The sequence below is a fragment of the Acidovorax sp. sif0632 genome, assembly GCF_019218805.1.
Taxonomy (GTDB): Bacteria; Pseudomonadota; Gammaproteobacteria; order Burkholderiales; family Burkholderiaceae_C; genus Acidovorax; species Acidovorax facilis.
Genome location: NZ_JAHUWW010000004.1, coordinates 329,096 through 343,970, shown reverse-complemented (window position 1 = coordinate 343,970; position 14,875 = coordinate 329,096). Strand labels below are relative to the sequence as shown.

Annotated in this window: 15 protein-coding genes; 10 read left to right on the top strand and 5 right to left on the bottom strand. The window is 63.0% G+C overall.

What is annotated here, in order from left to right; translation table 11 throughout:
- Positions 1–115 precede the first annotated feature (115 nt).
- From KW832_RS15245 to KW832_RS15230, 4 genes are all read left to right on the top strand, one after another.
- Positions 116–487 (top strand): Mth938-like domain-containing protein, encoded by a 372-nt coding sequence (locus tag KW832_RS15245; protein WP_055393291.1) that lies wholly within the window; start codon positions 116–118, stop codon positions 485–487.
- A gap of 225 nt (positions 488–712) precedes the next feature.
- Complete coding sequence (locus KW832_RS15240) at positions 713–1,198, top strand: peroxiredoxin (protein ID WP_055393154.1); 486 nt, start codon at positions 713–715, stop codon at positions 1,196–1,198.
- Positions 1,199–1,389: 191 nt separating this feature from the next.
- Complete coding sequence (locus KW832_RS15235) at positions 1,390–3,147, top strand: PhoH family protein (RefSeq protein WP_218300575.1); 1,758 nt, start codon at positions 1,390–1,392, stop codon at positions 3,145–3,147.
- 1 nt (position 3,148) lies between these two features.
- Positions 3,149–3,535, top strand: coding sequence for a hypothetical protein (locus KW832_RS15230; protein WP_218300574.1), 387 nt, complete (start codon positions 3,149–3,151; stop codon positions 3,533–3,535).
- A 91-nt stretch (positions 3,536–3,626) separates the two neighbouring features.
- On the opposite strand, the gene dnaB is transcribed toward KW832_RS15230, so the two are convergent.
- From dnaB to rpsF, 5 genes are all read right to left on the bottom strand, one after another.
- Positions 3,627–5,042, bottom strand: coding sequence for a replicative DNA helicase (dnaB, locus tag KW832_RS15225; RefSeq protein ID WP_055399383.1), 1,416 nt, complete (start codon positions 5,040–5,042; stop codon positions 3,627–3,629).
- Positions 5,043–5,209: 167 nt separating this feature from the next.
- Positions 5,210–5,662 (bottom strand): 50S ribosomal protein L9, encoded by a 453-nt coding sequence (gene rplI / locus KW832_RS15220; protein ID WP_055399385.1) that lies wholly within the window; start codon positions 5,660–5,662, stop codon positions 5,210–5,212.
- 12 nt (positions 5,663–5,674) lie between these two features.
- Positions 5,675–5,956, bottom strand: coding sequence for a 30S ribosomal protein S18 (gene rpsR, locus KW832_RS15215; protein WP_005795932.1), 282 nt, complete (start codon positions 5,954–5,956; stop codon positions 5,675–5,677).
- A gap of 17 nt (positions 5,957–5,973) precedes the next feature.
- Positions 5,974–6,264, bottom strand: coding sequence for a primosomal replication protein N (gene priB / locus KW832_RS15210; protein ID WP_121420739.1), 291 nt, complete (start codon positions 6,262–6,264; stop codon positions 5,974–5,976).
- A gap of 14 nt (positions 6,265–6,278) precedes the next feature.
- Positions 6,279–6,686 carry a 30S ribosomal protein S6 gene (gene rpsF / locus KW832_RS15205; RefSeq protein ID WP_055399389.1) on the bottom strand — a complete coding sequence of 136 codons (408 nt, stop codon included), beginning with the start codon at positions 6,684–6,686 and terminating at the stop codon, positions 6,279–6,281.
- Between the two features lie 304 nt (positions 6,687–6,990).
- Between rpsF and grpE the strand changes: the two genes are divergently transcribed.
- From grpE to leuC, 6 genes are all read left to right on the top strand, one after another.
- Complete coding sequence (gene grpE / locus KW832_RS15200) at positions 6,991–7,542, top strand: nucleotide exchange factor GrpE (RefSeq protein WP_218300573.1); 552 nt, start codon at positions 6,991–6,993, stop codon at positions 7,540–7,542.
- 93 nt (positions 7,543–7,635) lie between these two features.
- Positions 7,636–9,588, top strand: a complete 1,953-nt coding sequence (dnaK, locus tag KW832_RS15195) for a molecular chaperone DnaK (protein ID WP_121420741.1) — start codon at positions 7,636–7,638, stop codon at positions 9,586–9,588.
- Between the two features lie 86 nt (positions 9,589–9,674).
- Complete coding sequence (gene dnaJ, locus KW832_RS15190; RefSeq protein WP_055399485.1) at positions 9,675–10,820, top strand: molecular chaperone DnaJ; 1,146 nt, start codon at positions 9,675–9,677, stop codon at positions 10,818–10,820.
- A 153-nt stretch (positions 10,821–10,973) separates the two neighbouring features.
- Complete coding sequence (locus tag KW832_RS15185; protein ID WP_218300572.1) at positions 10,974–12,338, top strand: MBL fold metallo-hydrolase; 1,365 nt, start codon at positions 10,974–10,976, stop codon at positions 12,336–12,338.
- A 136-nt stretch (positions 12,339–12,474) separates the two neighbouring features.
- Positions 12,475–13,431 (top strand): LysR family transcriptional regulator, encoded by a 957-nt coding sequence (locus KW832_RS15180; RefSeq protein ID WP_121420743.1) that lies wholly within the window; start codon positions 12,475–12,477, stop codon positions 13,429–13,431.
- A gap of 22 nt (positions 13,432–13,453) precedes the next feature.
- A complete protein-coding gene (gene leuC, locus KW832_RS15175) occupies positions 13,454–14,875 on the top strand; it encodes a 3-isopropylmalate dehydratase large subunit (RefSeq protein WP_218300571.1) in 1,422 nt (473 codons plus the stop codon).

The following is a 14,875-nucleotide window of genomic DNA, read 5'->3' as shown; positions in this document are numbered from 1 at the left end:
CCAGAGCGGCTGGCACCTTGGCGAAACCTATAATTTGACCACAGATCACAACCGCGCCCGGGCCCTGCGCCGGGCCTACCCGCAGCGCCAGCGCCTGCAACCGACGCCAACACCCATGAAATTCCAGCCCGACCGCTCGAACGCACAAACCATCAGCGGCTACGGCCCCGGCTGGATCGGCGTGGATGCCGAGAAGATCACGCACAGCGTCATCATCGGCTCGTCGGGGCTGCGCCAGGCCTGGCCCTGCACGCGCTTTGAAGACCTGACCCCCGAACATTTCGCGCAATTGGCAGCCCTGGAGACAGAGCTGGTCATTTTTGGCAGCGGCACACGCAACCGGTTCCCGCCACCGGCGTGGCTGGCGCCGCTCATCGCCCGCCGGCTGGGGCTGGAAACCATGGACACCCCTGCCGCCTGCCGCACGTACAACATTCTGGCCAGTGAAGGGCGCAACGTGGTGGCAGCACTGATTCTGGAAGCCTGAGCTGCAGGCCCGCAACCGCCGCGGCAAGCTGCAAATCCGGCGCTCGCACCTATGCAAGCCCTTGCCTAAATGCCCGCCACTGCGGGCCGGACACACTGTCTTACATTTGGCCGAAGAGTGAATTCGGGGTAAAATCGCCGGTTGCGGTCGGGGGCACCACCAAGAGCAATAACACACTAGCTCCCCCGGCTTACCAACGACTACATCCTGAGAGATTGAAGTGATATGGCGATCGTTGTCAACAAACCCCTCCCTGAATTTGAAGCCAACGCTACCGGTGGACTCAAGGTCTCCAACACCTCCCACCTTGGCCAAATTCTGGTTCTCTACTTCTATCCCAAGGACAACACGCCTGGCTGCACCACGGAGGCCATGCAGTTTCGCGACAAGTACAAGGACTTCGTGAAGGCAGGCGCTGCCGTTTTCGGCGTGTCCCGCGACAATATGAAGTCGCACGACGAATTCAAGGAAAAGCTGGAACTGCCCTTCGAACTCATCGCCGACACCGAAGAAAAGATGTGCCACATGTTCGGTGTGGTCAAGAACAAGATCATGTACGGCAAGAAGGTCAAGGGCATTGAGCGCAGCACCTTCCTGATCGGCCCCGATGGCCTGCTGGTGCAAGAGTGGCGCGGCCTCAAGGTTCCCGGCCACGTGGACGAGGTCCTGAAAGCCGTCAAATCCATCAAGGCCCTGAAAAAGGCCGCCTGATCTGCACATTGGGGCATCGGCGCGACACCCCGCTTGTTTTGCCCAGGCAAGACATCCGGAGTAGGCATAATGGTTTTATGCCCCTGGTTATCGCAACGTTTGCCCTCCTCCAAAAAGCCGCCTTGGCCTCCAGGCGGCTTTTTGCTTTCTGACCCACCCGTTACCCCTTTACCGACCGAGGCCCTGCCACCATGCCCCTGCCCCCCGCCCCCAGCCGGCGCGCTGCACTCCTCGCGCCAGAAGCCTTTGAAGTCGCAGCCCGCCCCCGCGTAGCTACCACCTCGGCGAACGAAGCCGTTGCTACGCCCCAGCGCACCGCCAACGCTACAGCCCCCACCCGCGCCGGACGCAAGGCAGACAGCGTGGCCTCGTCGCTGGCAGCGCCTGACACAGCTCCATTGGTCCAGATTGAGACCCGAGCACGCACACCCCAACCCTCCGCCGCCCCCGTGGCCCGAAGCACCGGCAAGCGCAAGGCACGCAGCACCGACACACCTGCCGCCGTCACCGCCAGCACCACCCCGGCCACCACACGCACCCGCAAATCCGCACCCCAAGGTCCGACCAAGCTCTTTGTGCTGGACACCAACGTGCTCCTGCATGACCCAACCAGCCTCTTCCGCTTTGAAGAGCACGACATCTTCCTGCCGATGATCGTGCTGGAAGAACTGGACGGCCACAAGAAGGGCATGACCGAAGTGGCCCGCAACGGCCGCCAGGCCAGCCGCACGCTGGATGCCCTGGCTGCCGCCCAGGGCGCCGACATGGCCAAGGGCCTCAAGCTTGACTCCACCGGCCAGCGTGCTGCGGGTGGCCACCTGTTCTTCCAGACGGTGCCACTGGACTACAGCCTGCCCACCAGCCTGCCCCCGGGCAAAGCCGACAACCAGATCCTGGGCGTGGTCGAAGCCCTGCGCAAGCTGCACGCACCGCGCGAAGTGGTGCTGGTCTCCAAAGACATCAACATGCGCGTCAAAGCCCGCGCGCTGGGCCTGACTGCCGAGGACTACCAGAACGACAAGACGCTGGAAGATGGCGACCTGCTCTACGCTGGCGTGCTGGCCCTGCCCCCCGACTTCTGGGCCAAGAGCGGCAAGAACGTGGAAAGCTGGCAAAGCGGCGCCCACACCTATTACCGCATTGGCGGCCCCATCGTGCCGCACCTGATGATCAATCAGTTCGTGTACTTCGAAGCCCCCGGCGAGCCCAGCCTGTTTGCGCGCGTGAGCGAAATCCGCGAGAAAACAGCGGTACTGCAGACCCTGAAGGACTACGGTTCGGCCAAAAATGCCGTGTGGGGCGTGACCACGCGCAACCGCGAACAGAACTACGCCATGAACCTGCTCATGGACCCCGAGATCGACTTCGTGACCCTGACCGGCACGGCCGGCACCGGCAAGACCCTGCTCGCCCTGGCTGCAGGCCTGACCCAGGTGCTGGACGATCGCCGCTACACCGAGATCATCATGACCCGCGCCACGGTGAGCGTGGGCGAGGACATCGGCTTTTTGCCCGGCACCGAAGAAGAAAAGATGGGCCCCTGGATGGGCGCGCTGGATGACAACCTGGAGTTTTTGGCCAAGGGCGACGGCGGCAATGCTGGCGAGTGGGGCCGCGCTGCCACCAACGAGCTGATCCGCAGCCGCATCAAGATCAAGAGCATGAACTTCATGCGCGGGCGCACCTTCCTGAACAAGTACGTGATCATCGATGAGGCGCAGAACCTGACGCCCAAGCAAATGAAGACGCTGATCACCCGCGCCGGTCCCGGCACCAAGATCATCTGCATGGGCAACCTCGCGCAGATCGACACGCCGTACCTGACCGAAGGGTCCTCCGGGCTTACTTACGCCGTGGACCGCTTCAAGGGCTGGCCGCACAGCGGGCACATAACGCTGGCGCGCGGCGAACGCTCGCGCTTGGCAGATTTCGCCAGCGAGGTGCTCTGAGTTGGCTGCAGGCTGGGTTGCAGCACTGAAGCTGGTGCCCTGGGGCGACGTCATCGAGGCGACGCCCCAGATTCTCCAGGCGGCCAAGAAGCTGCTGGGCACCACCCGAAAAGGGAACGCTGAAGCTGCTGCGGGAGCACTCGAAGGCGCTGGGGGCGAACCCGCCATTCCCGTGTCCTTGCAGCTGGAACATCTGCGCGAGCGGGTGGTAATGCTGGAGCAGGAGCAGCAGGAATCCGCCGTGCTGATCCAGTCACTGGCCGAACAGAATGCCCAGGTGGTGCAGGCGGTAGAAGTGCTGCGCCAACGCCAGCAACGGCTCACTGTGGCTGTGGGTGTTCTTGCCGTGGGATGTGCGGGTTTGCTGGTGTGGGTGCTGCGACCCTAACGGAACTCCGACCAACACCATCTACCCCGAACAAAACTCCTAATTTGATAGCTACTTGTGCTTACCCAATAAGCGCTAGTGGCTATTTTTATTAGAAATCGTCACCCGAACCCATGGCCAGGTTCTCGAAGCGCGTCTGGTTCTTCTGGAAGAACAGCTTCACGGTACCCGTGGGGCCGTTCCGCTGCTTGCCGATGATGACCTCGGCCACGTTGGGCTCCTTGGAGTCTTTGTTGTAGTAGTCGTCGCGGTAGATGAACATGATGATGTCGGCATCCTGCTCGATAGCGCCTGACTCGCGCAGGTCGGACATCATGGGGCGCTTGTCGGTGCGCTGCTCCACCGAGCGGTTGAGCTGCGACAGCGCGATCACCGGGCACTGCAGTTCCTTGGCCAGCATCTTGAGGCCCCGGGAAATTTCACCCAGCTCGGTCGCCCGGTTGTCCGAACTGGCCGCCGAGCCCGAGCCGCTCATCAGCTGCAAATAGTCGACCACGATCAGGCCCAGCTTGCCGCACTGGCGCGCCAGGCGCCGCGCGTTGGCGCGCAACTCGCCAGGTGTGAGGCCCGGGGTCTCATCAATGTGCAGTGAGACGGTGCGCAGTTTTTCAATCGCCTCGGTCAGGCGCGGCCACTCATCATCGGTGAGCTTGCCGGTGCGCAGATTGCCCTGGTTCACCCGGCCAATCGAACCCACGATACGCACCGCCAGCTGAGCGGCACCCATTTCCATCGAGAAGATGGCGACCGGCAGGCCCTCATTGAGCGCCACGTGCTCGGCAATGTTCACCGCGAACGAGGTCTTGCCCATGGAGGGGCGCGCGGCCAGCACCACCATGTCGCCCGCTTGCAGCCCACTGGTCATGCGGTCGAGGTCTGCAAACCCGGTGGGCACACCCGTCACATCCACAGGGTTGTCTGCCATCTCCTGCACGCGATCGAGCAGGTCGATCACCAGCGTATCCAGCGACTGGAAGCCCTGCTTGGTGCGCGAGCCTTCCTCGCCAATGGCAAAAATCTTGGACTCGGCCTCGTCCAGAATCCGTTCGACCGTCTTGCCTTGCGGGTTGAACGCGTTGGTGGAAATTTCGTCGCTGGCCGTGACCAGCTTGCGCAGGATGGCACGCTCGCGCACGATTTCCGCATAGCGGCGGATGTTGCTGGCGCTGGGTACGTATTGCGCCAGATTGTTCAGATAGGCCAGCCCACCCATCTCTTGCACCTTGCCCTGGTTCTGCAGGTGCTCGAACACGGTGATCACGTCGGCCGGCTTGCTGGCGTTGATCAGTGCGCCGATGGCCGAGTAGATCATCTGGTGCTCATGGCGGTAGAAATGGCTTTCTACCAGCAGGTCGCCCACGCGGTCCCAGGCGTTGTTGTCCAGCAGCAACCCGCCAAGCACGCTGGACTCCGCTTCTATCGAGTGCGGCGGCACGCGCAACTGAGCGATTTCACGGTCGGGCACCGGCGTGAAGCCATCGTCAAGGGGCGGAAAAACAGCAGACATGGAATCCTCGGAGCTAACCCGGCATGCTAGCGCCCGTGCGGCGCGCCGTCATGGCACAAGTCTGTGGATAAAGTTGGGGCAACCAGTGGGTAACCATGTACAAACCAGAGCCGCACAAAAACAAAAGCCGCCCGAAGGCGGCTTTGCGTGAAACACCGAAGTGAATCTCAGGCGGTTTCGCCGTAGACCGACACGGTCACGTCCACCACCACATCGGTGTGCAGAGCCACACTGACAGTGCTTTCGCTCACGACCTTGATCGGGCCGTTGGGTAGGCGGATTTGCGACTTGGCAACCTTGTAGCCTTGCTTGCTCAGCTCTTCGGCGATGTCGTGGTTGGTCACGGAACCAAACAGACGACCGTCCACGCCAGCCTTTTGCGTCAGCTTGACGGTGGTGCCAGCCAGCTTTTCGCCTTGGGCTTGGGCTTCTGCCAGCTTGGCAGCTGCGGCCTTTTCGAGTTCAGCGCGCTTGGCTTCGAACTCTGCCTTGGCGGCTTCCGTGGCGCGACGGGCGCGGCCAGCGGGGATCAGGAAGTTGCGGGCGTAGCCGTCTTTGACCTTGACGATTTCACCGAGGTTGCCGAGGTTCACAACCTTGTCGAGCAGGATGATTTGCATGGGTTGTGCTCCTTAGATCTTGTGCTGGTCGCTGTAAGGCACCAGGGCCAGGAAGCGGGCGCGCTTGATGGCGGTGTTCAGCTGACGCTGGAAGATGGCGCGCGTGCCGGTCAGGCGTGCGGGGATGATCTTGCCGTTTTCGGCAATGAAATCACGCAGCGTATCGACATCCTTGTAGTCGATTTCTTCAACACCGGTCACCGTGAAGCGGCAAAAGCGCTTGCGCTTGAACAGCAGGGACTGGGTGTTGCGCTTTGGGCGCTTGTCTTTGTTGAACTTCTTGAACGTGGCCATTGCGGACCCCTTGAAAATTAATTTTGTTGAATATCCTGGATGTGCAGTACTGCGGTCTTGCCATTGCGCGGGTTGGCCAGAAATCCATGGAAAGTCCAGAGACTTCCGATGTTCTGCCGTGCCAGTCGCTCGGCCATCGCTCCAAAGGCAATGGCTTTCATGGCAGCCTTGACTTCGCGGGGGTGGCCTGCCTCGGTTTGCTGGGACTCGTGTTCGAGGCGCAGCGTAAGGGCAGGCAATCCGGCGGGCGTGTAGCGCAGGGGTTCAGCCTCTGCGATACAGGCGGTCAAGGCGACGCGGTTCTCCACTCCAACGGGCTAGATCAGCGCTCGGCGCGATCTGGGCGCTCGCCGCGCTCACCACCGGCCGCTGCATACTCAGCTTGGCTGGCCTTGCGGGCTTCTTCGCGCTCGACGGTCTTCATCATGGAAGATGGGCCCGTATCGGCCTTCTTCTTCTGAACCGTCAGGTGGCGCAGCACGGCGTCGTTGAACTTGAAGGCGTGCTCCAGTTCAGCCATCACGGCCTGATCGGCTTCGATATTCACGCACAGGTAATGGGCCTTGGCCAGCTTGTTGATCAGGTACGCCAGTTGACGGCGGCCCCAGTCTTCCACGCGGTGCACCTTGCCACCGCCAGCGGTGATCATGCCCTTGTAGCGCTCCAGCATGGCTGGAACTTGCTCGCTTTGATCCGGATGGATCAACAAAATGATTTCGTAATGACGCATGCATACTCCTTTTGGGTAAGACCACCCACTGCGTCTTGAAGTGGTGTGGCAAGGGAAAGCCTGCGATTATAGCCCGGCCTGCGTCGCTTGTACACTCAGTGCTTCGCCGCCCCTGCCCAAGCGTACAAAAAGATGGCATAGATGTCTCCAGCCCCTTGCAAAACCAGTGGCTGGGCCGACATGCAATACAACAAACCGCGATGCATACGGGGCTCGTGAGACTATGCCCCTGGTGCAGACCTTGATTTGTGGTGGCACGCCCCCAGATCCCGCGCGTACCGTTCATTTACTTCCAGACCAAGACATGTCCGACACCAGCCAAACCACCCCCGCACAGAGCGCGTCCGCCCCCGAAGAAGTCGAAGCCGCAATGGCTGCCCACGCCTCTGACGAGCTGGCACGCCTGCAGGGCGAGTTGGCCGAGCTCAAGGCCAAAAGCGCTGATCTGGCCGACCAGTTCCTGCGCGCCAAGGCCGAGGCCGAGAACGCCCGCCGCCGCGCCGAAGACGAGGTTTCCAAGGCCCGCAAATTCGGTATCGAGAGCTTTGCCGAGAGCCTGCTGCCCGTGGCCGACAGCCTGGATGCCGCCCTGGCCATCAAGGAAGCCACGCCCCAGCAGCTGCGCGAAGGCGCCGACGCCACCCTGCGCCAGCTGACGTCGGCACTGGAGCGCAACAAGGTGATTGCCATCAACCCGGCCGCTGGCGCCAAGTTCGATCCGCACCAGCACCAGGCCATCAGCGTGGTGCCTGCCGAGCAGGAAGCCAACACCGTGGTGGCCGTGCTGCAAAAGGGCTATGTGATCGCCGAGCGCGTGCTGCGTCCGGCCCTGGTCACGGTGACGGCTCCCAAGTAAGCCTCAAAAAAATCGACCCGGAAGACTTGAACCACACCAAGTTATCCACAAGTTACTAGCCATCCAAACCATTCAAGCATTCGGAGAAAAATCATGGGAAGAATCATCGGCATTGACCTGGGTACGACCAACAGCTGCGTCTCCATCATGGAGGGCAACACGACCCGCGTGATCGAAAACAGCGAAGGTGCACGCACCACGCCCTCCATCGTGGCCTACCAGGAAGACGGCGAGATCCTCGTCGGTGCCTCGGCCAAGCGCCAGGCCGTGACCAACCCCAAGAACACGCTGTACGCCGTCAAGCGCCTGATCGGCCGCAAGTTCACCGAAAAAGAAGTGCAAAAGGACATCGACCTGATGCCCTACAAGATCGTGGCCGCCGACAACGGCGACGCATGGATCGAAGTGCGCGGCAACAAGCTGTCGGCACAGCAAGTGTCTGCCGACATCCTGCGCAAGATGAAGAAGACGGCTGAAGACTACCTGGGCGAGCCCGTAACGGAAGCCGTCATCACCGTGCCCGCGTACTTCAACGACGCACAGCGCCAGGCCACCAAGGACGCTGGCCGCATTGCGGGCCTGGACGTCAAGCGCATCATCAACGAGCCTACCGCTGCAGCCCTGGCCTTCGGCCTGGACAAGCAGGAAAAGGGCGACCGCAAGATCGCTGTGTATGACCTGGGTGGCGGCACGTTCGACGTGTCCATCATCGAAATCGCCGATGTGGACGGCGAAAAGCAGTTCGAAGTGCTGTCGACCAACGGCGACACCTTCCTGGGCGGCGAAGACTTCGACCAGCGCATCATCGACTTCATCATTGACGAGTTCAAGAAGGAGTCGGGCGTCAACCTCAAGAATGACGTGCTGGCCCTGCAGCGCCTGAAGGAAGCGGCCGAGAAAGCCAAGATCGAGCTGTCGAACTCGGCCTCGACAGACATCAACTTGCCCTACATCACGGCAGACGCATCGGGTCCCAAGCACCTGAACATCAAGCTGACCCGCGCCAAGCTGGAACAACTGGTGGAAGAGCTGATCGAGCGCACCATCGCTCCTTGCCGCATGGCCATCAAGGACGCTGGCGTGTCGGTGTCTGACATCCATGACGTGATCCTGGTCGGCGGCATGACCCGGATGCCCAAGGTGCAGGAAAAGGTCAAGGAATTCTTCGGCAAGGACCCCCGCAAGGACGTGAACCCTGACGAAGCCGTGGCCGTGGGCGCCGCCATCCAGGGCCAGGTGCTGTCGGGTGACCGCAAGGACGTGCTGCTGCTGGACGTGACACCCCTGTCGCTGGGTATCGAAACCCTGGGCGGTGTCATGACCAAGATGATCACGAAGAACACGACCATCCCGACGAAGTTCGCACAGACCTTCTCGACGGCCGATGACAACCAGCCTGCCGTGACCATCAAGGTCTACCAGGGCGAGCGCGAAATCGCTACCGGCAACAAGCTGCTGGGCGAATTCAATCTGGAAGGCATTCCACCGGCGGCCCGCGGTGTTCCGCAGATCGAAGTGTCGTTCGACATCGACGCCAACGGCATCTTGCACGTGGGCGCCAAGGACAAGGGCACGGGCAAGGAAAACAAGATCACCATCAAGGCCAACTCGGGCCTGTCGGAGGAAGAAATCCAGCAGATGGTGAAGGACGCCGAACTGAATGCGGCCGACGACAAGAAGAAGCTGGAGCTGGTGCAAGCCCGCAACCAGGGTGAAGCCGCCGTGCACAGCGTGAACAAGAGCCTGGCCGAACACGGCGACAAGCTCGACGCAGGTGAAAAGGACGCGATCACTGCCGCAGTCAAGGCATTGGAAGAAGCCTTGAAGGGCGAAGACAAGGCCGCGATTGACGAAAAGACCACGGCGCTGATGGCTGCCAGCCAGAAGCTGGGCGAAAAGATGTACGCCGAGTCCCAGGCAGCGCAAGCTGCTCAGGCAGCCGGGGGTGCTGAGGCCGCAGGCGCGTCGGCTGGTGGCGCGTCCGCCAAGCCCGCAGACGACGACAACGTCGTCGATGCCGAGGTGAAGGAAGTCAAGAAGGGCTGAGCACGCCGCCGTTGACCCCAGCCGCCGCGCGGGGCCCTTGACGGGGCTTGCGCGGCGTTCCTGTTCCAACCGGGCTCAGAATGACCATGTCCAAAAGAGACTTTTACGAAATCCTGGGCGTTCCCAAGAACGCCTCGGACGAAGAAATCAAGAAGGCCTATCGCAAGCTGGCGATGAAGCACCACCCTGACCGCAACCAGGGTGACGCAGCCAAGCCTGCCGAAGAGAAGTTCAAGGAGGCCAAAGAGGCCTACGAGATGCTCTCCGACCCGCAAAAACGTGCGGCCTACGACCAGTACGGCCACGCCGGGGTGGACCCCAACATGCGCGGCCCCGGCGGCGCGGGGGCGGAGGGCTTTGGTGGTTTTGCCGAGGCCTTTGGCGACATCTTCGGCGACATGTTTGGCCAGCAGGGCGGGCGTGGGCGCGGTGCCGGCGGCCGACAGGTGTACCGGGGCAGCGACCTCAGCTACGCCATGGAAATCACGCTGGAAGAAGCCGCGCGCGGCAAGGATGCGCAGATCCGCATCCCCTCGTGGGAGAGCTGCGACACCTGCCACGGCAGCGGTGCCAAGCCCGGCACCAGTGCCAAGACGTGTGGCACCTGCCAGGGCGCAGGCACGGTACAGATGCGCCAGGGCTTCTTCAGCGTGCAGCAGACCTGCCCGCACTGCCGGGGCACGGGCAAGATCATCCCCGAGCCGTGCACCACCTGCCACGGCCAGGGCAAGCTCAAGAAGCAAAAGACGCTGGAAGTGAAGATTCCTGCGGGCATCGACGACGGCATGCGCATCCGCTCCACCGGCAACGGCGAGCCGGGCACCAACGGCGGCCCGCCGGGTGACCTGTACATCGAAATCCGCCTCAAGAAACACGACATCTTCGAGCGCGATGGCGACGACCTGCACTGCCAGGTGCCCGTGAGCTTCATCACGGCAGCACTCGGCGGCGAGATCGAAGTGCCCACGCTGGCTGGCAAGGCAGCGATCGACATTCCTGAAGGCACCCAGGCCGGCAAGCAGTTCCGCCTGCGTGGCAAGGGCATAAAGGGCGTGCGTGCCAGCTACCCGGGCGATCTGTACTGCCACATCGCAGTCGAGACACCCGTCAAGCTGACCGAGCACCAGCGCAAGCTGCTGCGCGAACTGGAAGATTCGCTCAAGAAGGGCGGCGCCCGCCACTCGCCCAGCGGCGAGAGTTGGACGGACCGGCTGAAGAACTTCTTCAGCTGACCGCGCACCGGCATCCCATCGAAAACCGCTTGTGGCCTTTTGGCCTAGGCGGTTTTTTCTTGACGCAGGGCAAGAAACTCCCCAAGGCCCGTGCGATGCACGCACAGCGCAGTAGGATGGGTCTCATCGATGATCACCCGGGAGCTTGGGCACATGAACGTCAACATCACCTTCCTGGGCGGCTCCGGCACGGTCACCGGCTCCAAGTACCTGGTGCGTTACAACGGCAAGAGCCTCCTGGTCGATTGCGGCCTGTTCCAGGGCTACAAGCAGTTGCGCCTGCGCAACTGGCAGCCTCTGCCCGTCACGCCGCACCAGATCGACGCCGTGGTGCTGACCCATGCCCACCTGGATCACAGCGGCTACCTGCCGCTGCTGGCGCGCGACGGCTACACCCACGCCATCCACTGCACACCGGGCACACGCGACCTGTGCACCATCCTGCTGCCCGACAGCGGGCACCTGCAGGAAGAAGACGCGGCCTTTCTCAACCGCCACCAGCTCAGCAGCCACAGCCCCGCCCTGCCCCTGTACACCCGGCTCGACGCGCTGCACTGCCTCAAGCAGTTCCAGATCCACCCATTTCACAAGGCGTTTGAGCCCCTGCCCGGCTGGCGTGTGACGTTTTCGCCCGCAGGCCACATCCTTGGTGCAGCCAGCGTGCTGCTGGAGGTGGGAGGCAGGCGCATTCTGTTTTCGGGCGACCTGGGGCGGCCCGATGACCTGCTCATGAACCCGCCTGACGCGCCGCCCCAGGCCGACACCGTGCTCATCGAGTCCACCTACGGCGACCGCGAGCACCCGCCCGAAGGCCCGCTCGATGAACTGGGCCCCGCCCTGCAGCGCCTGGCAGCGCGTGGCGGTATTGCCGTGGTGCCGGTGTTTGCCGTGGGGCGTGCACAGGTCGTGCTGCACGCGATTGGCCTACTCAAGGCGCAGGGTGTGGTGCCCGCATCGCTCAAGGTGTTTCTGGACAGCCCCATGGCCGTCAGTACCACGGGGCTGTTCCAGCACCACATGCAGGAACACCGCCTGAGCGGCCGCGAGGTGCAGGCACTGGAGCATGGCGCCACCATGGTCCAGACGCCCGAGCAATCCAAGGGGCTGGCCAAGCTCCATGGCCCCATGGTCATCCTGTCGGCCAGCGGCATGGCCACCGGGGGGCGCGTGCTGCACCACCTGGCACTGCACGCGGGCGACCACCGCAACATGATCATCCTGACCGGCCACCAGGCCCCAGGCACCCGTGGTGCGCGGCTGGCAGAGGGCGAAAAAACCATCCGTATCCACGGCCAGGACGTGGCCGTGCGCGCCGAGGTGGTTCGGCTGTCCTCTGCATCAGCCCATGCCGACGGCAACCAGCTCATCGCCTGGCTGCACAGCATGGGGCACGCGCCGGACAAGGTGTACGTGGTGCATGGTGAAATGGGCGCGGCCGATCTGCTGCGTCAGCGCATTGAACATGAGCTGCGCTGGCGTGCCGGTGTGCCAGAGCACGGCAGCACCTGCACCGCCTGAGCCACGTTAGCTTTCTGGGCCTCAGCGGTTCTACCCTCGCGCAGAAGGGCAGTGCCGCCATCGCGTATCGCGATGTCAAAGCGGCAATAATGGGGAGAAAATAGGCAACCTTCTCATTTCGAGAAGTTAAAACCCCATGAAAAGCTCCGAGCGCAGTTTTGCGCGCCGTATCGACCTGACCTCGCTGCAACTGTTTGTGGCGGTGTGCGAGCTCGGCAGCATTGGCCGCGCGGCTGAGCGCGAATTCATTGCGGCATCGGCCGTCAGCAAGCGCCTGTCGGACCTGGAAACCGCCGTGGACACCGCCCTGCTCTACCGCCACAGCCGGGGCGTCACGCTCACACCCGCAGGCGAGAGCCTGCTGCACCATGCGCGCACCGTGCTGTTTGGCCTCGAACGCATGCAGGGCGAGTTGAGCGAATACGCCGACGGCGTGCGCGGCCATGTGCGCATGCACGCCAACATCTCGGCCATCTTCCAGTTCCTGCCCGAAGACCTGGGCGCCTTTGCGCGCGAGCACAGCCAGATCAAGATCGACCTGCAGGAGCACCTCTCCAGCGACGTGCTGCATGCCGTGCAGGAGGGCGCCGCCGACCTGGGCATCTGCAACATCGGCATGGCCAGTGGCAACGGTGCCCTGGAATTGCAAAGCCGCCCCTACCGCGCCGACAATCTGGTGCTCGTTGTACCCTTGGCGCACGACCTGTCTGCGCTGAATGCTATCAATTTTGAAGAAGTTCTGGACTGGGACATCGTGGGCCTGCATGCCAACAGCAGCATCAGCCTAGCCATGCGCGCCGCCGCCGCCGCCGCCGGGCGCCCGCTGCGACAGCGCATCCAGGTCACAGGGCTCGATGCCATGTGCCGCATGATCGACAACGGCCTGGGCGTGGGCCTGCTGCCCGACCGGGCGTTTGCACTGATGCGCGGCGTGGGCAACCTGCAAGCCATCCCGCTGACCGATGCCTGGGCCCACCGCGAGCTGCGCGTGGTGGCTCGCGACTTCGATGCCCTGCCCGTCACGGCCCGTTTGCTGGTGGAACACCTGTCACCCCGGCCAGACCCCGACACTAAAATCCAATCACCCACCTGAAAAGCAGAAAGAAAGCCACGCCATGGGACGCACCCTGTACGACAAGATCTGGGACGAGCATGTCGTCCACACCGAAGAGGACGGCACCTCCATCCTCTACATCGACCGCCATCTGGTGCACGAGGTGACCAGCCCCCAGGCGTTTGAAGGCCTGCGCGAGGCGGGCCGCAAGGTCTGGCGCATGAGTTCCATCGTGGCCACCGCCGACCACAACACGCCCACCACCGGCTGGGAAAACGGCTACGACGGCATCACCGACCCCATCAGCAAAGAGCAGATCACCACGCTGAACGACAACATGGCGCAGATCTCGCCCGCTGCGTTCTTCCCCTTCATGCACAAGCGTCAGGGCATCGTGCACGTCATCGGCCCTGAAAACGGTGCCACCCTGCCCGGCATGACGGTGGTGTGCGGCGACAGCCATACCAGCACGCACGGTGCATTCGGCGCACTGGCCCACGGCATCGGTACCTCCGAGGTCGAGCACGTCATGGCCACGCAGACGCTGCTGGCCAAGAAGGCCAAGAACATGCTGGTGCAGGTGGACGGCACGCTCGCCAAGGGCGTGACGCCCAAGGACGTGGTGCTGGCCATCATCGGCAAGATCGGCACGGCCGGCGGCACCGGCTACACCATCGAATTTGCAGGCTCCGTCTTCCGCGCGATGAGCATGGAAGGCCGCATGACCGTGTGCAACATGGCCATCGAAGGCGGCGCGCGCGCTGGCCTCGTGGCGGTGGACGACAAGACCATCGAATACGTCAGGGGCCGCCCCCTGTCGCCCACGGGCGTCGAATGGGACCAGGCCGTGGCGTACTGGAAGACGCTGCACTCCGACCCCGACGCCAAGTTCGACACCGTGGTGAAGCTCGACGCCGCCGACATCGTGCCGCAGGTGACTTGGGGCACGTCGCCCGAAATGGTGCTGGGCGTGGATGCCCGCGTGCCGGACCCCGACAAGGAAAAGGACGCCAACAAGCGCGGCGCCATCGAGCGCGCCTTGACCTACATGGGCCTTCAGCCCGGCAAGGCAATCAACGACATCACCATCGACAAGGTGTTCATCGGCAGTTGCACCAACAGCCGCATCGAAGACATGCGCGAAGCCGCCGCCGTGGTCAAGAACCTGGGCCGCAAGGTGGCCAGCAACGTGAAGCTGGCCATGGTGGTTCCCGGCTCGGGCCTCGTCAAGGAGCAGGCCGAGCGCGAAGGCCTGGACAAGATTTTTGTGGCTGCAGGCTTTGAGTGGCGCGAGCCCGGCTGCAGCATGTGCCTGGCCATGAACGCCGACCGCCTGGAGCCGGGCGAGCGCTGCGCATCCACCAGCAACCGCAACTTCGAAGGCCGCCAGGGCGCTGGTGGCCGCACCCATCTCGTCAGCCCCGCCATGGCAGCAGCCGCTGCCGTGCACGGCCATTTTGTGGACATTCGCCAATTCGCCTGA